Source organism: Streptomyces sp. NPDC056948, assembly GCF_042674225.1.
Taxonomy (GTDB): Bacteria; Actinomycetota; Actinomycetes; order Streptomycetales; family Streptomycetaceae; genus Streptomyces; species Streptomyces purpurascens.
This window is the reverse complement of the sequence record NZ_JBHUQX010000022.1, coordinates 16,819-40,257: the sequence shown is the minus strand read 5'-3', so window position 1 is coordinate 40,257 and position 23,439 is coordinate 16,819. Positions and strand designations below refer to the sequence as shown.

Below are 23,439 nucleotides of genomic sequence, written 5' to 3'. Positions count from 1 at the left end.
CGTACGTCACGTACGGCGCCCGCGGTTTTTGTCGTGCTCGTGTGGGCCTGGCCGTCCGGACTGTGTGCCCGGCCGCCCGGCCGCTCAGTGCGTCAACGGCGGGCGCGGCTCCTTCGGGGCGTCGCCCGGCTCGTCCCTGATGACCTCGCCCTGAACGACCTTGCCGTCGGGGCGGTGCATACGGGCCTGCTGGAACGCCCCGCCCAGGGTGCCCGCGTCGGCCTCGCGGAGCTTGCGCTCGAAGGTGCGCTCGGCGGTGCGGCTCACGGCCTTCTGGACCGGCGGCAGCAGCAGGAGCAGACCCACCGCGTCCGACACCAGACCGGGGATGATCAGCAGCAGCCCGCCCAGCATCATCAGGCCGTTGCCCTCGCTGTTCGGCCGGGCCGCCGCCGGCACCGCACCGCTCTGCTGCTGTTGCAGCGCCTCGGAGAGGTTCCGGAAAGCGCGCCGGCCGGCCCGCTTGATCACGACCGAACCGAGGACGAGGCCCGCGAGCAGGACGAGGAAGACCACCAGCCCGCTGGACGCGCCCGCGACCACCGTGAGCAGCCAGATCTCCAGCACGAGCCATGCGGCGAGCCCCAACGGCAGGAACGTACGCAGCCGGGAGCGCGGCGGCCGGGCAGGGGTACTGGGGGTCTGAGCGCCAGTCGTCATGCCTCCAGTGTGCCTGGACCCGGCTCAGTCCGGGATAAGGGCAGATCAGCCGCTCCCGCGAGCGCACCGGAGGGTCCGCTAGGGCTTGGCCGGCCTGCCGCCGCGCCCCGTGACCTTGCCGACCCGCTCCCCCACGCCCCACGCCGTGACCCGCCACAGTGCCTCGACGAGGATGTCGCGGCTCATCTTGGAGTCGCCGAGTTCGCGCTCGACGAAGGTGATCGGCACCTCGACGACGTGGTAGCCGGCCTTGACCGAGCGACGCGCGAGGTCGACCTGGAAGCAGTAGCCCTGCGAGGCGACCTCCTCGAGGCCGAGGCCCTCCAGGGTCTCGCGGCGGAAGGCCCGGTAGCCGCCGGTGATGTCGCGCAGCGGCAGATCGAGCGCGAGCCGGGAGTAGAGGCTGCCGCCCCGGGAGATCACCTCGCGGGACTTCGGCCAGTTCACCACCCGGCCGCCGGGCACCCAGCGCGAGCCGAGCACCAGGTCGGCGCTCTTGAGGGCGGTGAGCAGACGGGGCAGTTCCTCGGGCTGGTGGGAGCCGTCGGCGTCCATCTCGATCAGCACGCCGTAGTCGCGCTCCAGGCCCCAGCGGAAGCCCGCCAGGTAGGCGGCGCCCAGGCCCTCCTTGCCCTTGCGGTGCAGCACGTGGACGTGGTCGTCCTCCACGGTCAGCTCGTCGGCCAGCTTGCCCGTGCCGTCCGGGCTGTTGTCGTCGGCCACGAGTACGTGCGCCTCGGGGACGGCCTCGCGCACCCGCCCGACGATGCTCTTGATGTTCTCCGCCTCGTTGTAGGTCGGGATGATCACCAAGGCCGTGCCGAGCGGGCCGAACTTCCTCCCCTGGGCTCCTGCCGCGAGGGTTCCGTCGCCGTCGTTCACTGATGCCCCTTCAAGTCCGTACGCAGGGATCCACCATAGTGGGCCCGGCCTGCGATGACGTGACAGGACGTTCGAACAGTGGTGTCGAATCCGCAAGGCACGGGTAAGAATGCGCTTTCGCGTGCGAGCGTACGGCGGATGGGGGCCCGGCGCCCTTCGGGCCGACCTGGGACCCGCTGGCTGCGGATCGACCGAAAGCCGTTGTCTACTGAGCGTCCGGGCCCCTCCCGGGTCACACCTCCCCGACCGGCCGGAACGTTCCCTCGGCGCTGTGCCGGCCTGAGCCTGGCTCCCAGTGGCGGTGCCCGGTGCGGCACACCGTCCCTGACCCGGCGGCGCTGCGGCGAGTGCGCGGACGTTCCCGGTCGGGCGTCCGGTGGTGGACTCCGCCGAACCTACCGGCCACCCGCGGCCGCCTGTCAACAGCCGTTTGACCTGCGCATTGTCCGGCAAAGGCCTGGTCAGTGCGGAGGATGCGCAGGTCGCGCGCCGGGGGCGCGGCACACGATCGCGTGCGCGCCACCCCCGTAGATCACTCGCCCGGCCGTACGAAGACCGTGCGTCCGCCCACCACGGTGCGCAGACAGACGGGCAGGTCGCGGCCCGGGGTCAGGTCGGGCAGCCCGGGGGTGCCGGATCGGGGATCCGTCGACCAGCGGGCGACCCGGTCGTCCGGGGCCTGCACCACGAGCTCGCCGGTGCCCCACACCGCGTAGTCGGCGGGGGCACCCGGCACCAGGACGCCCGCGTCGTCCCGCCCCACGGCCCGCCAGCCGCCGCGCGTGTGCGCCGTGAACGCGGCGCGCACGGAGACCCGGTGCTCCGGCGTGCGGTGGAAGGCGGCGGCCCGGACGGTGCCCCACGGGTCGAGCGGGGTGACCGGGCTGTCGGAGCCGAAGGCGAGCGGGACACCGGCGCGCAGCAGGGCCGCGAACGGGTTCAGCGCACGCGCCCGCTCGGCGCCCAGCCGCTGCACGTACATGCCGTCCTCGCCTCCCCACAGGGCGTCGAAGGCGGGCTGCACGGAGGCGGTGAGGCCGAGTTCGGCGAAGGCCGCGATCGCCTCCTGGGTGAGCATTTCGGCGTGCTCGACGCGATGGCGGGCGGCGCGGACGCGGGCGAGGCCCAGCTTCTCGGCGGCGGCGCGCACGCCCTCGACCACGGCGTCCACCGCCGCGTCGCCGATGGCGTGGAAACCGGCCTGGAGACCCGCCTCGGTGCAGGCGACGACATGGGCGGCCACGGCGGCGGCGTCCAGGTAGGCGTTGCCCGTGTGGCCGGCGTCGGCGTACGGCTGATGCAGGCAGGCCGTGTGCGAGCCGAGGGCGCCGTCGACGAACAGGTCACCCGCGGCGCCGATCGCGCCCAGCTCCCGCGCCTTGGCGACGTCCCGCTCGGCCCAGTAGCCGACGACGCGCGGCCCGGGTTCCCCGGCGGCGAGGCGCAGCAGGCCGGTGAAGTCGTCCTCGGAGGAGATCTCCGGGCCGGCGCACTCGTGGACCGTGCCGATGCCGAGCGAGACGGCGTGCGCGAGCGCGGCGCGCTGCGCGTCGACGCGCTGCTGAGGCGTTACGGCCGCGAACGCGGCGGCCCGTACGGCGTGGTGGGCGTCGGCGGTGAGCGGTCCGTCCGCGCGGGCGGCGTCGGGAACCAGGTCGAGCAGGGCCGTGGTGACGACCGCCGAGTGGACGTCGATCCGGCTGAGGTAGAGGGGCCGGTGTCCGGCGGCCTCGTCCAGCTCCGCACGCGTCGGGGGGCGACCGCCGGGCCAGCGGGCGGCGTCCCAGCCGTGTCCGAGCAGGACGCGGTCGTCCGGGCGGGAGGCGGCGAAGTCCCGTACGAGGGCCAGGGCGGCCTCGAGAGAGGGAGCTGCGGACAGATCGAGGCCGGTGAGCGCGAGACCGGTGGCAGTGGTGTGCACATGCGCATCGGTGAACGCCGGAGTGACCAGCGCGCCGTCGAGGTCGATCACCTCGTCGACCCCGTCCACGAAGGCGTCGGCGGCCCCCTCGGACCCCACCCAGGCAACCTGCCCGCGTTCCACGACCATCGCCGTGGCGAACGGATCGGCAGGGCTGTGGACCTCTCCACGACGGAGCAGGACGGTCTTCGACGGGGCGCTGGACTCACTCATGGACAACAGTCTCGCGCCTGACCCCGATCGCTCCGAACAAGGGTCGCCCTCCACGCCCGGCGGCGGTCAGATCCGCGGCGGCCGCGCCTCGTACGGCGTGGACAACACCACCGTCGTCCGCGTCGAGACACCCGCCAACGACCGCACCCGGGCCAGCAGTTCCTCCAGCTCGTGCGGCGTCGCGACCCGCACCTTGAGGATGTAGTTCTCGTCCCCCGCGACACTGTGGCACGCCTCGATCTCCGGCACGCCCGCGAGCCGCTCCGCGATGTCGTCGGGCGCGCTGGGGTCGAACGGTTTGACCGAGATGAACGCGGTCATGGGCAGCCCGACGGCCTCCGGGTCGACGACCGCGGCATAGCCGCGGACGACGCCGCGCTGCTCCAGCCGGCGCACCCGCTGGTGCACGGCCGACGTGGACAGACCCGTGGCCTTGCCCAGGTCGGTGTAGCTCATCCGCCCGTCCTTGACGAGCAGCTGCACGATCTGTCGGTCCAGCTCCTCCATGGCGCAAGAACCTACAGTGCGGTTGATCTCCTCGGATACCTGAGCAGCCCAGGTCATGCCCGGTTCGTGATGTGGCCGGAAGCCGACTGCCGGCCGCCCGGGGGGACAAACCCACCGCAGTGGGCACCTGCGCGCGGCATGTGACGAACGCCACAGGCCTCGAACGGTCTCCGTGATGTTCTCGTGATTACCGCCGAGGGGGGACGGGAAGTGCTTGCTGTGGCCGAGGCCGCAGTGCCGGTACGGCCCAGTCCGAGGGGGAGAACCCAATGCAGAGTCTTAAGCGCCCTGGTCGCACCGCGCCCAAGCGGCCGCAGCTCGTCGTCGAGCCCGAGCCGGAGGGCGTCGAACCCGACACCTTCGACGACGAGCTCGACTCCTACGACACCTTCGAGATGTTCCGGGTCGTCTGCCCGGACTGTGCTCAGCCAATCGCGCTGCTGGCGGACGAAGAGGTTCTGCCGGAGCACGCGCTGTGTGCCTCGCCGTGGAACCCGTTCGGACTCACGGTCTGTGCCGGCACCGGCCGCAGGGCCACGGACGCCCGCCCCGCGGACGAGTCCGTGGATCCTCAGGAGCAGGACACCGCCCTGCTGTTGACGCTCCCTCAGGGGCTCGACTGGCGGACCCAGCCCTTCTCGCACGTCGGCGGCCCGGGTTCGCGCCCGATCAGGGTCCCCGTCATGCGCCCAGCGGCCTGAGCGCGGGCCTTTCCGGCCCGCTGACTCCACCCCAGTGACTGCCCCGCACCACGGCTCGCAGTGTGCCGTGGTGCGGTTCAGTGCGTCCGGAGCACACCGGCGGCGCGCGCTCCCCAGCCCCTTGCGGAACGAGAAGGGGCGAGAAGGGGCAGCCCTGAACGCACGCCCGATTCCACCATCCGGTGACCTGTCCGGCCTCCGCCGCGTTGCCCTGGTATGACCCCCATCTCCTCAGCGACCGGGCGTCAGCGCCTCCTCTTCGTCCCGGCACCCGCAGAATCGGTTCGGCCGACCGCGCCGCGCTACCAGGACCCGCCGATCTACCGCGACTTGATGCGGACCTGGGCCGAGGGCGGCCGCACCCTGCCGGGCCGCCACGACCCGGAGTGGATGCGACTCGCGGCGCCCTGGCGGGGCCTGGACCAGTTCAGCGTTCCTCTGGACCCACGAGATGGCGGGCGATGACCATCCGCTGAATCTGGTTGGTGCCCTCGACGATCTGCAGCACCTTGGCCTCGCGCATATAGCGCTCGACCGCGAAGTCCGCGGTGTAGCCGTAGCCGCCGAGGATCTGCACGGCGTCGGTGGTGACCCGCATCGCGGTGTCGGTGCAGTGCAGCTTGGCCATGGCCGCCTGCCGGGCGAACGGCCGGCCCGCGTCCCGCAGCCGCGCCGCGGCGAGGTAGAGGGCACGGCCCGCCTCGATCTGCGTCGCCATGTCGGCGAGCATGAAGCGCAGGCCCTGGAAGTCGGCGATCGCCTTCCCGAACTGGCGCCTTTCGGCCGCGTACACCACCGCCTCGTCGAGCGCCGCCTGCGCCACGCCGATCGCGCACGCCGCGATGCCGAGCCGCCCCGAGTCGAGCGCGGACAGAGCGATCGCGAAGCCCTGCCCCTCCTCGCCGATGCGCCGGTCGTCGGAGATCCGGACGCCGTCGAAGTGGACCTGGGCGGTGGGCGAGCCCTTCATGCCCATCTTCCTCTCGGGCGCCGCCGCGCTCACCCCCGGCGCGTCGCCGGGCACCAGGAACGCGGTGATCCCGCGCGGGCCCTCCTCGCCGGTGCGCGCCATGACCGTGTAGAAGTCGGCGATCCCGCCATGGGTGATCCAGGCCTTGGTGCCGGTGATCACCCAGCCGTCGCCGTCCCGCACCGCCTTGGTGCGCAGGGCCGCCGCGTCCGATCCGGAGTGCGGCTCGGAGAGGCAGTAGGCACCGAGCATGCCGCCGCCGAGCATCCCGGGCAGGTGCTCGACCTGCTGCTCCTTGGTGCCGTAGGCGGCGAGCGCGTAGGAGGACAGGGTGTGCACGCTGACGCCGAGGCCGACCGTGAGGCGGGCCGCGGAGAGCTCTTCGAGGGCCTGGAGATAGACCTCGTACGGCTGGTCGCCGCCGCCGTACTCGGACGCGTACGGCAGGCCGAGCAGACCGGAGTGCGAGAGCAGGGTGAACAGGTCCCGCGGGAAGCGGCCGGCGTCCTCCTCCTCGGCCGCCTTCGGGATGATCTCCTGCCGCGCGATGTCACGGACGAGTGAGATCAGTTCCCGGGCCTCCTCCGTGGGCAGTTGTCGGTCCACCGGCTGCGGGGCGCGGTCGGGCATGGCGACGCTCTCCTCCCTGTCGGGCACTGGCGGTCGGGCCCATGGGTGGGGGCGGCGCCGCCGGGTCGATCTGCTGCCTGGCCGATGCTTGCAGTCCCGGGTCTCGGAAGCTGCTGACCAGCGGCTGTGCGCTGTGAGTATGCCCGATCGGAGGCATGCAGTCACCAGTTAACGACCGCTTACTTCAGGTAATACCCGAGCACATCCGCCGAATCGAAATTGGTCCGCACCATTGACCGAACTGGTCTAGTCCTCCTACCGTTTCGCTTCACCGAGTCATCGCGTTCATGCCAATCGGCGCGCGTTCCCTCTCCCCACGAGGAGACACCGGATGCACACCCCCCACCGCTCCCGCTTCCGGGCCATCGTGTCCGCGGCCTGTTGCGCCGTCCTCGGCGCCGGTCTGCTGGCCGGCGCGGGCACCTCGACCGCCACCGCGGCGACCCCGGCTCAGGAGGCCGCCGCGGCATCGAAGGCCGCACCCGGCTCCAGGGCCGCCGGCTCCAAGGTCATCGGGTACTTCACCGAATGGGGCACCTACGACCGCAAGTACTACGTCAAGAACATCGAGACGTCCGGCTCGGGCGCCAAGCTCACGCACATCAACTACGCCTTCGGCAACGTCACAGGCGGCAAGTGCACGATGGGCGACGGCTACGCGGCCACCGACCGGGCCTACACCGCCGCCGAGTCCGTCGACGGCAAGGCCGACACCTGGGACCAGCCGCTGCGCGGCAACTTCAACCAGTTGCGCAAGCTGAAGCAGAAGCACCCGAACCTCAAGGTCCTGTGGTCGTTCGGCGGCTGGACCTGGTCGGGCGGCTTCGGCGAGGCCGCCCGGAACCCGGCCGCCTTCGCCCAGTCCTGCTACGACCTGGTCGAGAACTCCAAGTGGGCCGACGTCTTCGACGGCATCGACATCGACTGGGAGTACCCGAACGCCTGCGGCGCCACCTGCGACACCAGCGGCAAAGCGGCCTTCCGGAACCTGACGCAGGCCCTGCGCGCCAAGTTCGGCTCCGGCAACCTGGTCACCGCGGCGATCACCGCCGACGCCACCCCGGGCGGCAAGATCGACGCGGCGGACTACGCGGGCGCCGCCCGGTACGTCGACTGGTACAACCCGATGACGTACGACTTCTTCGGCGCCTGGGACGCCGCCGGCCCGACGGCCCCGCACTCTCCGCTGACCTCGTACTCCGGCATTCCGAAGGCGGACTTCCACTCGTCGGCGACCATCGCGAAGCTCAAGGGCCTCGGCATCCCCGCCTCCAAGCTGCTGCTCGGCATCGGCTTCTACGGCCGCGGCTGGACGGGCGTCACCCGGTCGGCCCCCGGCGGCACCGCGACCGGACCGGCGGCGGGCACGTACGAGCAGGGCATCGACGACTACAAGGTGCTCAAGACCAAGTGCCCGGCGACCGGGACGGTGGCCGGCACGGCGTACGCCAAGTGCGGGAACAACTGGTGGAGTTACGACACCCCGGCGACCATCGGGACCAAGATGACGTACAAGAACCAGCAGGGTCTGGGCGGCACGTTCTTCTGGGAGCTGAGCGGTGACACGGCGAACGGTGAGCTGATCAAGGCCATCAGGTAAGGCGGGGTGATCGGGGGCGGAGGGACCGTGACGGGCTCTCCGCCCCCGTCTCACGCGTCCTGGCGGGCGGCCGCCTGCGGGGCCGGGTAGGCGGGGTCCAGGTCCTCGATCGCCCGCAGGGCGCCGCCGAGCCCCTTCACCAGCAGCTCGCACATGGTCTCGCGGGGCAGTTCGGGGCGGTCGATCCATTCGAGGGTGGCGCCCTCGACGCCGCACACCCAGGCCAGCAGGCCCATCCGCGCCAGCGGGGTGATGTCGACACGGCCGTACGCGCCCTCGGCGATGGTGGCGACGATGGCCTCGCGCACACCGTCCCGGATGGCGTGCACCTCGGTGTCGAAGCCGACCCCGCCGCTGACGATCGTGCGGTACGCGGCCTGGTGGTGCTCGGCGTAGCGCAGATAGCTGTCGATCGTGCGCTGGACACGGTCGACCGGGGGCAGTTCCGGTCCGCTCGCCGCCAGGGTGACCAGGTCGGTGACCGAGTCCTGGATGATGGCCAGGTAGTAGCCCCGCTTGGACTGGAAGTAGTAGTAGATGAGCCCCTTGGCCACGTGAGCCTGCCGGGCGATGTCGTCCATCGAGAGGGCGTCGTAGGACGTGTCGGCGAACAACCTCCGGCCGATGGCGATGAGTTCGGCACGGCGCGCCAGCGAGCGCTCGGTGCCGCGGGCTCTGGGGCGCGCGGCAGGCTGTTTACTGATATTCAATTTCGACCCTGGTTCCAGGCGGGCGAGGCGGGACATCCGCAGTATGGCAGGTCGGAGGGCCGGGTCGTGGGTCAGGTCACAGCGGTCCGGGCCGGGGTCAGAGCAGCCCGAGCTGGGTCACGAGCATCGCCACGACCACGACGAGCGTCCAGCCCATGACATGCTCGGCGATCTTCGGGCCGTCGTCCTCGGGGCCGCCCGTGCGGACGCCGGCGGCGGTGGCTGAGTGTGCGGTCATGGCTTCTCGCAGATCCGTTGGGGCGGACGGACTTCCCCCGAAGTTCCGCCCACCTTGCCACCCGGAGCGGCTTTTGCGGCCGAGAGCTTGGTCACACGCGTAGGCCCACGGCTGTCAGCGCCCTGCGCTGGGCCGCGGTCGGGCGCGCCGGGAAGTACAGGTAGCAGACGCCGCCGGTGCCGGAGACGACCTTGCCGGAGGCGTTGTACCGCTTGGTCCGCAGCCAGATGTTCTCCCACTCGCGCCGCCGGTAGACCCGCCGCACGGCCTCGTTGCTCGCCGAGGCGGGGTCGTTCGCGATCACGTCGCCGCCGGCCGTGAAGCCGATGACGGTCATCAGATGCCCGGCGGTGCCGTACCCGGCGCCGGTCAGCTCCTCCTTCAGGAAGGACTGGGACGTTATGGCCGGGATGCCCGCCGCGATCAGCGTCTCCAGGTCGGTGAGCGAGCCGAGCCGGGTGACCACGGCCTGGAGGTCCTTGAACGTGGCCGCGTAGGAGGCGTTGAACGGCCAGTTGCCGCAGCCCGCGTACTGGTAGTCGTAGGTGAACCGGGCCGCGTGGCACACCTGCGGATCGGCGAACGAGGGATCCACCCAGGCAAGCTGCTTCGAGGTGAGCCGGCCGCCCCAGTACTCGATGATCATCTGGGAGGAGGTCGGACTGCACCAGGCCTCGCCGCCGTTGTCGTACTCGGGGTACTGGCCCTTGTGGATCTCCTGCGAGTACCGCGGGACGACCAGTTCCTTCGCGAGGCCGGGCGCGGACGCCGGGACGGTGAACCGGTCGGGGACGTCGGAGCCCATCACGCCGAGCCGCCACACGGTGGGCGTGGCCTTGCCGCCCGGCTTGCGGTACAGGGTCAGACGCAGGCGGTAGGAGGCCAGACGCAGGCCCGTCGCCGGGTCGTCGACGGCCAGCGTGTCCGTCCAGACGGTGCTCTTGCCGTCGCTCTGGTCGTCGACCGAGGTGCGCCGGATGTCCTGGTCGCCCGCCGCCCAGCGGCCCATCACGTACCAGGGGCTGCTGGTGCCGTCGGTGTAGGTGCCCTTGAGTTCGGCCTGGATCCAGGTGCCGGCCGGGGTGCGCGCGTTCCAGGAGACGATCGCCTCCGTCGCGGGGACGGCGAGCCGTTGGACGGGGGACGTCCAGGTGCCGTACTCCCAAGGGGCGGTGGTGCCGGTGTGCGGGTCCGTGTAGTCGGCGGTTCCGGCGGGCTTCGCGATCACCAGACCCGGGCGGGCACCCGCGACGGCACGGGTGCCCCGGGCGGTGCCGCCGCGCCAGTCGCCGTACGAGGCCCAGGCCCGGTTGTCCACGGTGCGGGCCGGGACCGCCCGGGCCGGGTCTGCGGTGTCGGTCGTCATGGGGATCTCGGTGTCGGCGGCCGCCGGACCCGCGCTCGTGGTGACGGCGGCGGCGACCGCGGCGGCCAGGACGGTTCTGCGGGACGGCTGTTCGGCTCTGCTCATGGCGGGGACCCCCGGATGTCGGAGTCGGGCAGGGGCGGGGCAGGTCCGTTGCACGGTCGGTCGCACATGCGTGTGCGCCACATATGAGCACAGCCCGCCGGGTCCTGCCAGCACTTCGACCCGCGCCACGCCCACCAATATTGGCGTCGACCAGTGGCAGGAGCCGTGGGCTGCGTGGTCACTCCCCAGGTCGTTAGAGTGCTGCGCGAGATGAATCCGTCCTTCCGCCCCGCACCGGAACCCGCTGTCCGTGACCTGGCCTCCCGGATCCGCCGCCTCTCCCCCTCCTGCGGCCCGGTCCGTCTCGTCGGAGTCGACGGGCACGCCGGATCCGGAAAGACCACGTTCGCCGAACAGTTGGCCGGGGCGCTCGGCGGCGCGCCGCTGCTGCGCCTCGACGACATCGCCAGCCACGAGGAACTGTTCGGCTGGACGGGACGGCTGCTGGACCAGGTGATCGAGCCGCTGGCCGGCGGCCGGACCGCGCACTACGCCCCCTACGACTGGCGCGCCCGCGGCTTCGGCCCTCCGCGCCCCCTGCCGCCCGCACCGGTGATCCTCGTCGAGGGCGTCGGCGCGGGACGCCGGGCGCTGCGCCCCCGCTTGGCCCTGCTGCTGTGGATGGAGCTGCCGCGCGAGGAGGCCTGGGCACGGGGACGGTCACGGGACGGGGAGGAACAGCGGGAGTTCTGGAACGGATGGGTCCCGGCGGAGCGCCGGCATTTCGCCGACGATCCCTCGCGGCCCTTCGCCGATCTCCTGGTACGGCAGGGAGAGAGGGGGTACGAGGTGTTTCCGGGACCCGCTGGGACTGCTGGACCGGACCATTCCCTCACGCACGGTGACGGACCACCCGCAGTGTGCTGAAGTCGTGAAGGCCCTTGCGGTGGAACTTGCCGGAGTGCTTCAACTCGGCTTGACCGGTGGGCCGTACAGGACTTACGTTCTCAATGTGCGGCCATTCGGAGCCGCCCACAGGCGCGAAGCCCCCGGTTGTTCCCCCGTGATCGGGGGCTTCGTTCTGTCTTCTTCCGTTTTTCCGGGCCCCGCGGGGCGCCGAACGCTCACACTCGGTCACCGTACGCGAGTGCGCCGCATCCGCTCCCACCTCGCCGAACGGCCCGTGCGGCACCCTTCGAGGGCGCCGCCCCCGCAGGTACGATGCCCTCGTCGCGACCTACGGACGGTTGCTCCGCGCACCTCGCAACTCCGGTCCGTGGCACAGCGGTTCGAGCAGGGCAGCCGGCCGGGGGGACGGCTCGTTGGCATACCGACGGGGGCACGGTTCGTGGGGGACGTGATGGACTTCGGCACGCAGGGCCCGCAGGCCCCGGCCGACCTCGCCTGGCTGCGAGGCGTCGATGCCTACACCATGGGCGCCTATCCGCAGGCGGAGGAGGAGTTCCGCGCCGCCGTGAAGATGGACCCCGGGATGGCCGACGGCTGGCTCGGCCTGCACGCGCTGCGCGTCGACACGACGACCGCGCTGCTCAGGATGTTCCGGCACCGGGACCGCTTCGGGGAGCAGCGCTCCCGCTACCGCCGCACCCTCAACTCCTGGTACTGGCTGGGCTGGTGGGTGCAGCCCGTGCTGGAGAGCCCCCGCGACCTGCTGCTCGCGCACGCCTCCCACTGGCTGGACGGCCGCCACGTCCCCGAGCTGGACCGGGCCCTCGCCGGGCTGCCACCGGTGGACACCGACGCCCAGGTCCGCTTCCTGCACGCCTGCCGCGCCTATCTGGTCAAGGACTGGGAGCAACTGGTCCGCCACACCGACCCGCTCCTCGACGACCCGATGCTCGGCATCGAGGCGGGACTCTTCGGCGGCATGGCCCGGGTCCGTCTGGAGATGTACGGCCAGGCCGAACCGCTGCTGTCCGCCGCGCTGATGCGCTGCCGCAGCGAGCAGCCCCAGCGCAAGGAGCTGCGCTACTGGCTGGCCCGGGCGCACGAGGGCACCGGCCGCAGCGCCGCCGCACTCCCCCTGTACCGGGCCGTGCACCGCGTCGACCCGGCCTTCATGGACACCTCCGCCCGGCTCGCCGCGATCGCCGAGGGCGACGGCTACGACGACGCCACCGACCTCGCGGCGATCACGCTCCCGGGCCTCGGCCAGGACGCCGTGGACGGGCCGGACGGATTCGACCCGCTCTTCGGCACCGAGGGCCGCGACCTCAGACTGCCCGACCTCGAGCCGCCGGGCTCCGCTCCCCTGCCGCCGGTGACGGATCCGGCCGTGCGCGAGAAGTTCTCCCCGGCACCGTCCCTGCCCGCCGGGCCCACCGATCCCGCCTTACTGGAGGAGGCACTCGCGGAGCTGGAGCGCATGGTGGGTCTGGAGCCGGTGAAACGCCAGGTCAAGGCGTTGTCGGCGCAGCTCAACATGGCCCGGCTGCGCGCCGGGCAGGGCCTGCCGGTCCAGCCGCCCAAGCGGCACTTCGTCTTCTCCGGCCCCTCCGGCACCGGCAAGACCACCGTCGCCCGTATCCTCGGCCGCGTCTTCTACGCCCTCGGGCTGCTCGGCGGCGACCATCTCGTGGAGGCACAGCGGGCCGACCTGGTCGGCGAGTACCTCGGGCAGACGGCCGTGAAGGCCAACGAACTGATCGACTCGGCCCTCGGCGGCGTCCTCTTCGTCGACGAGGCGTACTCGCTGTCCAACTCGGGCTACGGCAAGGGCGACGCGTACGGCGACGAGGCGCTCCAGGTGCTGCTGAAGCGGGCGGAGGACAACCGCGACCATCTCGTGGTGATCCTGGCCGGCTACCCGGAGGGCATGGACCGCCTGCTCGCCGCGAACCCCGGGCTGTCCTCCCGCTTCACCACCCGCGTCGACTTCCCCTCCTACCGTCCCCTCGAACTCACCGAGATCGGCAAGGTGCTCGCGGCGGAGAACGGCGACCACTGGGACGAGGAGGCCCTGGACGAGCTGCGGTCCATCGCCGGGCATGTGGTGGACCAGGGGTGGATCGACGAACTGGGCAACGGACGGTTCCTGCGGACCCTGTACGAGAAGAGCTGTGCGTACCGGGATCTGCGGTTGTCCGTGTATCCCGGGGTGCTGAGCAGGGAGGACCTGGCGACGTTGCGGCTGCCGGATCTGATGCAGGCCTACGGGGAGGTGCTGTCCGGGCGGGGCCCGCAGGATCCGCCCGGACTGTGAGCACCGGCGTGGGGCGGCCGGGCCTAAGTCGCCAGCACCTCCTCGCCGGACCTCGGCTCGGTCAGCCTGATCTCGGGGACTTCCCGGTGCGCGGGATCGCGCACCTCCCCCACCAACAGCTCCAGCACGTCCTCCAGCGCGACCAGTCCGAGCACCTTCCCCGATCCGTCGGCCACCTGGGCCAGGTGCGTCGCGGCCCGCCGCATCACCGTCAGCGCGTCGTCCAGCGGCAGCTCGGACCGCAGCGTCGTCATGGGCCGCCACAACTGCTGCGGCACGGCCCGGTCGGAGTGCTCCAGGTCCAGGACGTCCTTCACATGCAGATAGCCCATGAACGCCCCGTTCTCCGCCGCGACCGGGAACCGGGAGTACCCGGTCCGGGCCGTGAGCTCGACGATGCGCCCGGGGGTGACGGACGGACTGACCGTCACCAGGGACTCGCGCTTCAGCAGGACGTCCGTCACCGGGCGCGAGCCCAGCTCCAGGGCGTCCTCCAGGCGTTCGGCCTCCTCGGGGTCGAGCAGGCCCGCCTGGCCGGCGTCCTCCACCAGCCGGTTGAGCTGCTCGCTGGTGAAGACGGCCTCGATCTCGTCCTTGGGCTCCACGTGGAAGAGCCGCAGGATGCCCTGCGAGACCGCGCCGAGCGCGGCGGTGATCGGCTTGCAGAAGCGGGCGAACCAGACCAGGCCGGGGCTGAGCCACAGCGCGGCCTTCTCGGGGGCCGCCATCGCCAGGTTCTTCGGGACCATCTCGCCGATGACGAGGTGGAAGAAGACCACCGCGGCGAGGGCGATGACGTAGGTCAGTGGGTGGATCATGCCGTGCGGCAGGTGGACCCACTCGAAGACCGGCTCCAGCAGATGGGCGACGGTCGGTTCGGCGACCGCGCCGAGGGTGAGGGAGCAGATCGTGATGCCGAACTGGGCCGCCGCCATCATCTGCGGCAGCCGCTCGAGCCCGTAGAGGACCTGCCGGGCACGGGCGGTGCCGAGCGGTTCGATCTGGCTGCGGCGTACGGAGACGAGCGCGAACTCGGCACCGACGAAGAAGCCGTTGGCGAGCACGAGCAGCGCGGCGAAGAGAAGTTGGAGCACGCTCATCGGACTGCCTCCACCATGGCGGCCACCGGGGCCGTCCGCACGAGCCGGATCCGCTCCGCGCGGTAGTGGCCGACCTGGCGCACCGACAGCCGCCAGCCAGGCAGCTCCGCCTTGTCGCCGACGGCCGGGATACGGCCCAGCAGATCGGCGATCAGGCCCGCGACGGTCTCGTACGGGCCTTCCGGCACGTCGAGGCCTATGCGCCGCAGGATGTCGACACGGCAACTGCCGTCGACGTCCCAGGCGGGCCTGCCGTCCTCCGGCGGTGCGGAGGCCAGCTCGGGCAGGTCGTGTCCGTCGTGCTCGTCGCGGACCTCGCCGACGATCTCCTCGACGATGTCCTCCAGCGTGACGACGCCGGCCGTGCCGCCGTACTCGTCGACGACGACCGCGATGGGCTGCTCGCTGCGCAGGCGGGCGAGCAGCGGCCGTACGGGCAGCGTCTCGGGGACGAGCAGCGCCGGGCGGGCGATGCGGCCGACGGGGGTGCGCAGACGGTCCCGCACGGGCACGGCCAGGGCGTCCTTGAGGTGGACCATGCCGACCACCTCGTCGATCTTCTCCCGGTAGACGGGGAAGCGGGACAGGCCCGTGGCGCGGGTCAGGTTGACCACGTCCTCGGCGGTGGCCGAGGACTGCAGGGCGCTGACCTTCACGCGCGGCGTCATCACGTGCTGCGCGGTCAGCTCACCCAGCGACAGGGTTCTGACGAAGAGGTCGGCCGTGTCCTGTTCCAGGGCGCCGGCCCGGGCCGAGTGACGGGCCAGGGAGACGAGTTCGCCGGGGGTGCGGGCCGAGGCCAGCTCCTCGGCGGGCTCGATGCCCAGGGCGCGTACGAGCCGGTTCGCGACGGCGTTGAGGCCGGCGATGACCGGGCGGAACAGGCGGGCGAAGACATGCTGCGGGCCCGCGACGAAGCGCGCGACCTGAAGCGGCCTGGACACCGCCCAGTTCTTGGGCAGGAGCTCGCCGATCACCATCTGCACGGCGGAGGCCAGCAGCATGCCGACGACGACCGTGACACCGGAGACGGCTCCCTCGGGTATGCCGATCGAGGTGAACGGGCCGTGCAGCAGCTCCGCGAGCGCCGGTTCGGCGAGCATGCCGACGACGAGGGAGGTGATGGTGATGCCGAGCTGGGTGCCGGAGAGCTGGAAGGACAGTTCCTTGAGCGATTCGACGACGCGGTGGGCGCGCCGGTCGCCCTCGGCGGCGGCCTTCTCGGCCTCGGGCCGCTCGACCGTCACGAGGCCGAACTCGGCCGCCACGAAGAATCCGTTGGCGAGAATCAGCAGGAACGCGGCTGCCAGGAGCAGCAGGGGGGTGGTCATGATGCCGCCGCCTCCGCACGGTCGCGGACCTCGAAAACGGGGTCCGCGCTATGTCGGCAGGGGGCGGCGCAGGTACTACAGGACGATCCGTCCATCGCCGGAGAGGGTCACTCCTCGGTTAGCAGGAGCCTCTGTGCACCGGGCGGGGCAGCAGAGGCGGAGGCGCATCCGTTCACGCCTCCGCCAACAGATTAATCAAGACACGGCCCGGTGCGGCAGTGGCAGCCGCCCTGTGGATTGCCCGAGTCAGCTCTGATGCCGCTCGTCGGCCACGGAACGGGCCTCGGCGAGCGCCCGCAGGGACCGGGCGTCGGCGATCGCCCGCTGCCTTGCGAGACCAGGCTGAATACCGAGGACAGGCAGGCTGGTGCCGTCGCTGAGGTTGAGGAACACCCAGGGGTCGCCGGGCCGCAGGGTCACCTGAAGGATCTCGGCCCACTCCAGCCGGCGCTTGTTCGTGAGGTTCACCACGGTGACACCGGACTCGTCGGCGACGACCTTGGGCCGGGCCAGCAGGAGCAGCACCGCGTCCAGCAGAAGCGCCGTGACGACGAAGCTGAGGCGCTCCGCGGGGCTGAGCTGCTTCAGCAGCATGGCGACGGCCGTGATCACGACCAGGATCGCCACGGCGGCGGTGAGCAGCACCGCTCGGGTGCTGCCCGGCCGAAAAGTGACGGGCAGAGTGGGCAGATCGGACATCGGTGTTCGCCCCTCAGAGACGGCAGGCGTGGATGGCCGTGGTCAGGATGGCCCGGGCGCCGATGTCGTAGAGGTCGTCCATGATCCGCTGCGCCTCCTTGGCCGGGACCATCGCGCGGACGGCGACCCAGCCCTCGTTGTGCAGCGGGGAGACGGTCGGCGACTCCAGACCGGGGGTGAGGGCGACGGCCTTCTCGAGCTGCTCCACTCGGCAGTCGTAGTCCATCATCACGTACGTCCGGGCGACCAGGACGCCCTGGAGGCGGCGCAGGAACTGCTGCACCTTGGAGTCGTCGGCGTCCGCGCCGGTGCGGCGGATCACGACGGCCTCGGACTTCATGATCGGCTCGGCGACGACCTCGAGGCCCGCGTTGCGCAGCGAGGTGCCGGTCTCGACGACGTCCGCGATGACCTGGGCGACGCCGAGCTGGATGGCGGTCTCCACGGCACCGTCGAGGTGGACGACGGAGGCGTCGATGCCGTGGTCGGCGAGGTGCGCGGCGACGATGCCCTCGTAGGAGGTGGCGACGGTCTTGCCTGCGAGGTCCGCCAGGCCGCCGATGGTGCCGGGCTTGCAGGCGTAGCGGAAGGTGGAGCGGGCGAAGCCGAGCGGGAGGATCTCCTCGGCGTCGGCGCCCGAGTCGATGAGCAGGTCGCGTCCGGTGAGGCCGATGTCGAGCTGGCCGGAGGCGACGTAGATGGCGATGTCGCGGGGGCGGAGGTAGAAGAACTCGACCTCGTTCACCGGGTCGACGATCCGCAGCTCCTTGGACTCCCGGCGCTGCTGGTAGCCGGCCTCATGCAGCATCTCCGCCGCAGGGCCGGACAGGGAACCCTTGTTGGGGACGGCGATGCGCAGCATGAGGTCGGCTTCCTTCGCGTGGTGTCTTACGGGAACGGGTGCGGCTGGCCGCGGCTTACAGGTGGGCGTAGACGTCGTCGAGGGAGATGCCGCGGGCGACCATCATCACCTGGACGTGGTAGAGCAGCTGCGAGATCTCCTCGGCGGCCGCCTCCTTGCCCTCGTACTCGGCGGCCATCCAGACCTCGGCGGCCTCTTCTACGACCTTCTTGCCGATGGCATGGACGCCCTTCTCGACCAGTTCTGCGGTGCGGGAAGTGGCGGGATCGCCCTGGGCGGCCTTGTGCTGGAGCTCGGTGAAGAGCTCCTCGAACGTCTTCTTGGACATGGTGACGCTCAGCCTATGCCACACACGGCTTCCGTCATCGCCAGGGTTCGGATACCGAGCGGAGGGTGGCCGCGGTCGCCACCGCCGCCGTCACCGCCTCGTGTCCCTTGTCCTCGTTCGAGCCGGGCAGGCCCGCGCGGTCCAGGGCCTGCTCGTCGGTGTCGCAGGTCAGCACGCCGAAGCCGACCGGGACGCCGGTCTCGACCGACACCTGGGTCAGGCCCTGGGTCACGCCCTGGCACACGTACTCGAAGTGGGGGGTACCCCCGCGGATGACGACACCCAGGGCCACGATCGCGTCGTAGCCGCGGCCCGCGAGGACCTTGGCGACGACCGGGAGCTCCCAGCTTCCGGGGACCCTGAGCAGGGTCGGCTCGTCGATGCCCAGGTCGTGCAGGGCGCGCAGGGCGCCGTCGACCAGACCGTCCATCACCTTCTCGTGCCACTGTGCCGCGATGACGGCGACCCTGAGGTCACCCACATTGCGTACGGACAGTTCCGGTGCACCCTTGCCGCTCACGTCTCTCCTCAGAGCTTTCTCACTGCTGACTTGCTGTGCTGACTCGCTGTGCTGTCTTACTGGTTGCTGCAGGCCGGCACGGTGGTCGTGTCGAGCCAGGGCAGGTCGTGGCCCATCCGGTCCCGCTTGGTGCGCAGGTAGCGGAGGTTGTGCTCACCGACGCTCACGGGCATCGGCACGCGTGCCGTGACGTCGATGCCGTGGCGGACGAGCGCGTCGGTCTTGTCGGGGTTGTTGGTCAGCAGACGCACGCCGCGCACGCCGAGGTCGGCGAGGATCTGGGCTCCCGCGGCGTAGTCGCGGGCGTCGGCGGGCAAGCCGAGTTCGAGGTTGGCGTCGAGGGTGTCACGGCCGCGCTCCTGGAGTTCGTAGGCGCGCAGCTTGGACATCAGGCCGATGCCGCGGCCCTCGTGTCCGCGCAGGTAGACCACCACTCCCCTGCCCTCGGCCTGGATACGGGCCAGGGAGGCGTCCAGCTGGGGACCGCAGTCGCAGCGGGCGGAGCCGAAGACATCGCCGGTGAGGCACTCGGAGTGGACGCGGACGAGGACGTCCTGGCCGTCGCCGATCTCACCGTGCACCAGGGCGACGTGCTCGACGCCGTCGACGGTGGAGCGGTATCCGTAGGCCGTGAACGTGCCGTGGGCGGTGGGCAGTCGGGTCTTGGCCTCGCGGCGGACGGTCGGCTCGCTGCCGCGGCGGTAGGCGATCAGGTCCTCGATGGAGATGATCGTCAGGCCGTGCTTGCGGGCGAAGGGGATCAGCTCGGGCAGGCGCAGCATCGTGCCGTCCTCGCCGGCGATCTCGACGATCGCTCCGGCCGGACGCAGGCCCGCGAGGCGGGCGAGGTCGACGGCGGCCTCGGTGTGGCCGTTGCGGGTCAGGACCCCGCCGGGCCGGGCGCGCAGCGGGAAGATGTGGCCGGGTCGGACGAAGTCGTCGGGCCCCGTGACGCCGTCGGCGAGCAGCCGGAGCGTGGTGGCGCGGTCGGAGGCCGAGATGCCGGTGCTCACGCCGTGCGCGGCGGAGGCGTCGACGGAGACCGTGAACGCGGTCTTCATCGACTCGGTGTTGTCCTCGACCATCTGCGGCAGGCGCAGCCGGTCGAGTTCGTCGCCCTCCATTGGGGCGCAGATCAGGCCGCGGCACTCGCTCATCATGAAGGCGACGATCTCCGGGGTCGCCTTCTCGGCGGCGATGACGAGGTCGCCCTCGTTCTCCCGGTCCTCGTCGTCGACGACCACGACCGGGCGGCCGGCCGCGATGTCGGCGATGGCCTGCTCGACGGGGTCGAGCGCGAAGTCCTCGATGTCGTCGGTGTACACGATGGTTGCCGCGCTCATGCCGGCGCTCCTTCCAGGGTGGGCTGTGCTGCCGCGCGCGAGCGCAGCCACCAGTCGCGCATGCCCCACAGGACGAGCGCGCCGTAGATGATGTAGACGAAGCCGGAGAAGGCGAAGCCGTTGGCGAAGTTCAGCGGGACGCCGACCAGGTCGACCAGGAGCCAGGCGAACCAGAACTCGACCATGCCGCGGGCCTGGGCGTACATCGCGACGATCGTGCCGACGAAGATGTACGCGTCCGGCCAGGGGTCCCAGGAGAGGGTCGGGAAGGCGGTGAACAGGCCGCCGACCGCGAGGGTGCCGACAGCGGCCGCGCCGGCCAGTGCCCCGCGCTCGCGCCAGGTGGCGAACCGTACGGCGATGGAGCCGTCCTGGGCCTGCTGCCGGCCGCGGTTCCACTGCCAGAAGCCGTAGGTGGCGACGAGCATCACGACGATCTGCTTGCCGGCGCTGCCCGCGAGGTGGGCGCTGGCGAAGGCCGCGAAGAGGATGAGGCCGGAGAGGAACTGGGCGGGCCAGGTCCACAGGGAGCGGCGCCAGCCGAAGGCGAGGCCGATCAGGCCGATCACGTTGCCGATCATGTCCGACCACTTGATGTGCTGGCCGAAGAGCGTGAAGGCCTCGGAGTTGAGCCAGTTCACCGGTCCGCCCCCCGCACACGGTCGCCCATCATCCGCTCGACGTACTTGGCGATGACGTCCACCTCGAGGTTGACCGGGTCGCCGGGGCCCTTGTGGCCGAGCGTGGTCAGGTCGAGGGTGGTGGGGATGAGGCTCACGGTGAAGTAGTCGGGGCCGGCGTCGACGACGGTGAGGCTGATGCCGTCGACGGTGATGGAGCCCTTCTCGACCACGTAGCGGGTGAGGTCCGCGGGGAGGGAGATCTTCACGATCTCCCAGTTCTCGGACGGCTTGCGTTCCAGGATCTCGCCCGTGCCGTCGACATGGCCCTGCACGATGTGCCCGCCGAGGCGTTCGCCGACTGCCATGGGGCGTTCGAGGTTGACGCGGGTGCCGACCGCGAGGGCGCCCAGGCTGGAGCGGTTCAGGGTCTCGGCCATCACGTCGGCGGTGAACTCGTCGCCCTCGTGGTCGACGACCGTGAGGCAGACGCCGTTGACCGCGATGGAGTCGCCGTGCTTGGCGCCTTGGGTGACGATGGGACCGCGCAGACGGAAGCGACAGGCGTCGTCGAGGGTCTCGACGGCGGTGATCTCGCCCAGCTCTTCGACGATTCCGGTGAACACTTCCCGGGTCCTCCTGCCTCTTGGGGCACGGACTCCGGGGCTGTCGATGACGACAGATGTACGAGCAGAGACACCGGGGGCGACGCCGGACGGAGCCCGCCCCGAGGACGGACTTCTTCGGCGGCACGCACGTATGCCTGCCCGCCGCGCACTGCCTCCCATCCGGACTTTAACCGTCGGTCCAGGAATTTCACCTGGTCAACCGATCGCTGGAGGCGACCGGGTCGCGGACTGTAACCGCCGGTTCGGACTTTCACCGACCCCGGAGTGCGCTGCTACTGGTACACGGCCAGTGTGCCACGCCTGATCGACGTTCAAAGAGGCGATCGGTGTGGGCTGCCTCACAGACCGTGTCGCCGCGCTCACCGGGATTGGTACGCACCTATTGACGGTGTGGTCTAGTCCTTTCTAGGGTCGGCTCCAGGGTTGACACGCCCCAGCGGACCGGCCCGGCGACGGTGACGACGGCCCTTGCCCGTCGCCGGGCCTCCCCACGCCGTGCGGGACGGCGTTCTGGCAGGGTGAGCCCCATGACCACCACGATCGCCGAGGAGTTCGAGGTCCACCGGCCCCGGTTGTTCTCGCTCGCCTACCGGCTGCTGGGCTCCGCCGAGGAGGCCGAGGACGCGGTCCAGGACGCGTATCTGCGTTACAGCGGGGCCGACCGTGGGGGGATCGAGCATCCGGCGGCCTGGCTCGCCAAGGTCGTCACGAACCTCTGCCTGAACCGGCTGACGTCCGCGCGCGCCCGGCGCGAGCGGTACGTCGGGACCTGGCTGCCTGAGCCGGTGGTCACCGGGGGCGGCGCGCTCGGCCCGATGGAGTCGGCCGAGCAGCGGGACGCCGTGTCGATGGCGATGCTGGTGCTGCTGGAGCGGCTCACGCCGACCGAACGGGCGGTGTACGTGCTGCGGGAGGCGTTCGGGTACGGGCATCGGGAGATCTCCGGCGTGCTGGATCTGAGCGAGGCGAACTGCCGTCAGCTCTACCGGCGGGCCGTGCGGCGGGTGGGCGAGCCGCAGGCCCGTTTCGAGCCCGCGTCCGAGCAGCAGGAGGAGCTGGTCGCGTCGTTCATCACGGCGGCCCGCGACGGCGACCTGGCCGGGCTGGAGAAGCTGCTCGCGGCCGATGCCACGTGGTGGAGCGACGGTGGCGGCAAGGTCACGGCGGCCCGCCGGCCGATCGAGGGCGGTCCCAGGATCGCCCAGTTCCTGGCGGGCGGGGGCCCGAAGTTCTCGGTGGGCCTGGACTTCACGCCGGCCGAGGTCAACGGCGCGACAGGGCTGGCGACCTGGGCAGGCGACACGCTCGTCGGTCTGGCGGCGTTCGAGGTGCGAGACGGGCTGGTCACCGGGGTACGGGCCGTGGTCAATCCGGAGAAGCTGGCCTTCGCACGGCGTCAGCTCGCCCGGTCGTAGGGCCCGCCGGGCGCGGCCGCGGGACGGCCGGGTGTGTCTGTCACATTCGGCAGGGGTGTTCGGTCTCAGCTGACGAAGGGCGCTCCAGCCCGAGCGCCCGGGCCTTCGAAGGGACGGAACAGCATGACCACGATCCTGGTGACCGGCGGCACCGGAACACTCGGCCGACTCGTCGCCGAGCGGCTGCGCACGGACGGGCACGAGGTGCGGGTGCTCAGCCGGCACACCCAGCCGTACGCGGTCGACCTGCGCGAAGGCGGGGGCCCGCTGGACGCGGCCGTCGCCGGTGTGGACACGATCGTGCACTGCGCGTCGGCGCAGAAGGGCGATGAGCAGGCGGCGGCGAACCTGATCAGGGCGGCGCGCGGGGCCGGGGTGCGGCACCTCGTCTACATCTCGATCGTGGGCGTCGACCGGGTGCCGCTCGGCTACTACAAGAGCAAGCTCGCCGTGGAGCGGCTGGTCGAGGAGTCGGGGCTCGGCTGGACCGTACTGCGGGCGACGCAGTTCCACGACCTGCTGGTCATGATGATGCGGGGGCTGTCGAAGCTGCCGGTCCTGTTCCTGCCGGCCGGTGTCCGGGACCAGCCCGTCGAGGTGGCCGAGGTCGCGGACCGGCTGGTCGAGCTGGCGGCGAGCGCCCCGGCGGGGCGGGTCGAGGACATGGGCGGGCCGGAGGTGCGGACGTTCGAGTCGCTGGCCCGCGCCTATCTGAAGGCGTCCGGCCGGCGTCGGGCGGTGGTGAACATACCTCTGTGGGGAGCGGCGTACCGGGGCTTCCGGAGCGGCGGTCATCTGACGCCGCAGCGGGCGGTCGGCACGGGGACGTTCGAGGAGTATCTGGTGGGGCGGTTCGGGGACGGGCAGGTGCGGACGGGGAGCGGGCGGTCCCAGGCGTAGCGGGGACTCGGCCGGTGGCCCGCGGC

The 23,439-nt window shown here is 71.4% G+C and carries 24 protein-coding genes and 1 riboswitch; of the genes, 7 read left to right on the top strand and 17 right to left on the bottom strand.

The window, feature by feature from the left end:
• Positions 1-84 precede the first annotated feature (84 nt).
• The 4 genes from fxsA to ACFTZL_RS05075 all read right to left on the bottom strand — a co-directional run bounded on the left by fxsA (position 85) and on the right by ACFTZL_RS05075 (position 4,183).
• The gene (gene fxsA / locus ACFTZL_RS05090) at positions 85-660 is read right to left on the bottom strand and encodes an FxsA family membrane protein (RefSeq protein WP_382578405.1); all 576 of its coding nucleotides are present in this window, start codon (positions 658-660) and stop codon (positions 85-87) included.
• Positions 661-738: 78 nt separating this feature from the next.
• Positions 739-1,542: a polyprenol monophosphomannose synthase gene (locus ACFTZL_RS05085; protein ID WP_382497508.1), complete on the bottom strand. Its 804-nt coding sequence runs from the start codon at positions 1,540-1,542 to the stop codon at positions 739-741.
• Between the two features lie 532 nt (positions 1,543-2,074).
• The gene (locus ACFTZL_RS05080; RefSeq protein WP_382578403.1) at positions 2,075-3,676 is read right to left on the bottom strand and encodes an amidohydrolase; all 1,602 of its coding nucleotides are present in this window, start codon (positions 3,674-3,676) and stop codon (positions 2,075-2,077) included.
• A gap of 66 nt (positions 3,677-3,742) precedes the next feature.
• On the bottom strand, positions 3,743-4,183 hold the full coding sequence (locus tag ACFTZL_RS05075; RefSeq protein WP_382578401.1) for an Lrp/AsnC family transcriptional regulator: 441 nt from the start codon (positions 4,181-4,183) through the stop codon (positions 3,743-3,745).
• A gap of 269 nt (positions 4,184-4,452) precedes the next feature.
• On the opposite strand from ACFTZL_RS05075, the gene ACFTZL_RS05070 reads away from it, so the two are divergent.
• Both ACFTZL_RS05070 and ACFTZL_RS05065 read left to right on the top strand, forming a co-directional pair.
• Positions 4,453-4,884 (top strand): hypothetical protein, encoded by a 432-nt coding sequence (locus ACFTZL_RS05070; RefSeq protein ID WP_382578399.1) that lies wholly within the window; start codon positions 4,453-4,455, stop codon positions 4,882-4,884.
• Between the two features lie 216 nt (positions 4,885-5,100).
• The gene (locus tag ACFTZL_RS05065) at positions 5,101-5,349 is read left to right on the top strand and encodes a hypothetical protein (RefSeq protein ID WP_370869173.1); all 249 of its coding nucleotides are present in this window, start codon (positions 5,101-5,103) and stop codon (positions 5,347-5,349) included.
• Here the strand turns inward: ACFTZL_RS05065 and ACFTZL_RS05060 are convergent.
• Positions 5,312-6,484, bottom strand: a complete 1,173-nt coding sequence (locus tag ACFTZL_RS05060) for an acyl-CoA dehydrogenase family protein (RefSeq protein ID WP_382578396.1) — start codon at positions 6,482-6,484, stop codon at positions 5,312-5,314. The genes ACFTZL_RS05065 and ACFTZL_RS05060 overlap by 38 nt on opposite strands.
• Positions 6,485-6,815: 331 nt before the next feature.
• Between ACFTZL_RS05060 and ACFTZL_RS05055 the strand changes: the two genes are divergently transcribed.
• The gene (locus ACFTZL_RS05055; protein WP_382578395.1) at positions 6,816-8,084 is read left to right on the top strand and encodes a glycoside hydrolase family 18 protein; all 1,269 of its coding nucleotides are present in this window, start codon (positions 6,816-6,818) and stop codon (positions 8,082-8,084) included.
• A 50-nt stretch (positions 8,085-8,134) separates the two neighbouring features.
• Here ACFTZL_RS05055 and ACFTZL_RS05050 read toward each other — a convergent pair whose 3' ends face one another.
• The 3 genes from ACFTZL_RS05050 to ACFTZL_RS05040 all read right to left on the bottom strand — a co-directional run bounded on the left by ACFTZL_RS05050 (position 8,135) and on the right by ACFTZL_RS05040 (position 10,503).
• The gene (locus tag ACFTZL_RS05050; RefSeq protein WP_382578393.1) at positions 8,135-8,794 is read right to left on the bottom strand and encodes a TetR/AcrR family transcriptional regulator; all 660 of its coding nucleotides are present in this window, start codon (positions 8,792-8,794) and stop codon (positions 8,135-8,137) included.
• 97 nt (positions 8,795-8,891) lie between these two features.
• Positions 8,892-9,032 carry an SCO1431 family membrane protein gene (locus ACFTZL_RS05045; protein WP_382578390.1) on the bottom strand — a complete coding sequence of 47 codons (141 nt, stop codon included), beginning with the start codon at positions 9,030-9,032 and terminating at the stop codon, positions 8,892-8,894.
• Positions 9,033-9,123: 91 nt separating this feature from the next.
• Positions 9,124-10,503 carry a peptidase C39 family protein gene (locus ACFTZL_RS05040; protein WP_382578387.1) on the bottom strand — a complete coding sequence of 460 codons (1,380 nt, stop codon included), beginning with the start codon at positions 10,501-10,503 and terminating at the stop codon, positions 9,124-9,126.
• 210 nt (positions 10,504-10,713) lie between these two features.
• On the opposite strand from ACFTZL_RS05040, the gene ACFTZL_RS05035 reads away from it, so the two are divergent.
• Positions 10,714-11,370, top strand: coding sequence for a uridine kinase (locus tag ACFTZL_RS05035; protein WP_382578385.1), 657 nt, complete (start codon positions 10,714-10,716; stop codon positions 11,368-11,370).
• Positions 11,371-11,803: 433 nt separating this feature from the next.
• Positions 11,804-13,666 (top strand): AAA family ATPase, encoded by a 1,863-nt coding sequence (locus tag ACFTZL_RS05030; protein ID WP_382578414.1) that lies wholly within the window; start codon positions 11,804-11,806, stop codon positions 13,664-13,666.
• 23 nt (positions 13,667-13,689) lie between these two features.
• Here the strand turns inward: ACFTZL_RS05030 and ACFTZL_RS05025 are convergent, their stop codons facing one another.
• The 9 genes from ACFTZL_RS05025 to ACFTZL_RS04985 all read right to left on the bottom strand — a co-directional run bounded on the left by ACFTZL_RS05025 (position 13,690) and on the right by ACFTZL_RS04985 (position 21,095).
• Entirely contained in the window at positions 13,690-14,766 is a 1,077-nt protein-coding gene (locus ACFTZL_RS05025) for a hemolysin family protein (protein WP_382578383.1), read from the bottom strand.
• Positions 14,763-16,097, bottom strand: a complete 1,335-nt coding sequence (locus ACFTZL_RS05020) for a hemolysin family protein (protein WP_382578382.1) — start codon at positions 16,095-16,097, stop codon at positions 14,763-14,765. The genes ACFTZL_RS05025 and ACFTZL_RS05020 overlap by 4 nt, the downstream gene beginning before the upstream one ends.
• 246 nt (positions 16,098-16,343) lie before the next feature.
• Positions 16,344-16,796: a PH domain-containing protein gene (locus ACFTZL_RS05015; RefSeq protein WP_382578379.1), complete on the bottom strand. Its 453-nt coding sequence runs from the start codon at positions 16,794-16,796 to the stop codon at positions 16,344-16,346.
• A gap of 13 nt (positions 16,797-16,809) precedes the next feature.
• Positions 16,810-17,658: an ATP phosphoribosyltransferase gene (gene hisG, locus ACFTZL_RS05010; protein WP_382578377.1), complete on the bottom strand. Its 849-nt coding sequence runs from the start codon at positions 17,656-17,658 to the stop codon at positions 16,810-16,812.
• A gap of 55 nt (positions 17,659-17,713) precedes the next feature.
• Positions 17,714-17,986, bottom strand: a complete 273-nt coding sequence (locus ACFTZL_RS05005) for a phosphoribosyl-ATP diphosphatase (protein ID WP_003988914.1) — start codon at positions 17,984-17,986, stop codon at positions 17,714-17,716.
• Positions 17,987-18,020: 34 nt separating this feature from the next.
• Positions 18,021-18,506, bottom strand: coding sequence for a 6,7-dimethyl-8-ribityllumazine synthase (gene ribH, locus ACFTZL_RS05000; RefSeq protein ID WP_184597131.1), 486 nt, complete (start codon positions 18,504-18,506; stop codon positions 18,021-18,023).
• Positions 18,507-18,562: 56 nt separating this feature from the next.
• Entirely contained in the window at positions 18,563-19,849 is a 1,287-nt protein-coding gene (locus tag ACFTZL_RS04995; protein ID WP_382578374.1) for a bifunctional 3,4-dihydroxy-2-butanone-4-phosphate synthase/GTP cyclohydrolase II, read from the bottom strand.
• Positions 19,846-20,490 carry a nicotinamide riboside transporter PnuC gene (locus ACFTZL_RS04990; protein WP_382578372.1) on the bottom strand — a complete coding sequence of 215 codons (645 nt, stop codon included), beginning with the start codon at positions 20,488-20,490 and terminating at the stop codon, positions 19,846-19,848. The genes ACFTZL_RS04995 and ACFTZL_RS04990 overlap by 4 nt, the downstream gene beginning before the upstream one ends.
• Positions 20,487-21,095 carry a riboflavin synthase gene (locus tag ACFTZL_RS04985; protein ID WP_382578369.1) on the bottom strand — a complete coding sequence of 203 codons (609 nt, stop codon included), beginning with the start codon at positions 21,093-21,095 and terminating at the stop codon, positions 20,487-20,489. The genes ACFTZL_RS04990 and ACFTZL_RS04985 overlap by 4 nt, the downstream gene beginning before the upstream one ends.
• Positions 21,096-21,239: 144 nt before the next feature.
• Positions 21,240-21,370, bottom strand: a riboswitch (FMN riboswitch).
• A 255-nt stretch (positions 21,371-21,625) separates the two neighbouring features.
• Here ACFTZL_RS04985 and ACFTZL_RS04980 point away from each other — a divergent pair.
• Entirely contained in the window at positions 21,626-22,513 is an 888-nt protein-coding gene (locus ACFTZL_RS04980; protein ID WP_382578366.1) for an RNA polymerase sigma-70 factor, read from the top strand.
• 123 nt (positions 22,514-22,636) lie between these two features.
• A complete protein-coding gene (locus ACFTZL_RS04975; RefSeq protein ID WP_382578364.1) occupies positions 22,637-23,413 on the top strand; it encodes an SDR family oxidoreductase in 777 nt (258 codons plus the stop codon).
• Positions 23,414-23,439: the final 26 nt, after the last annotated feature.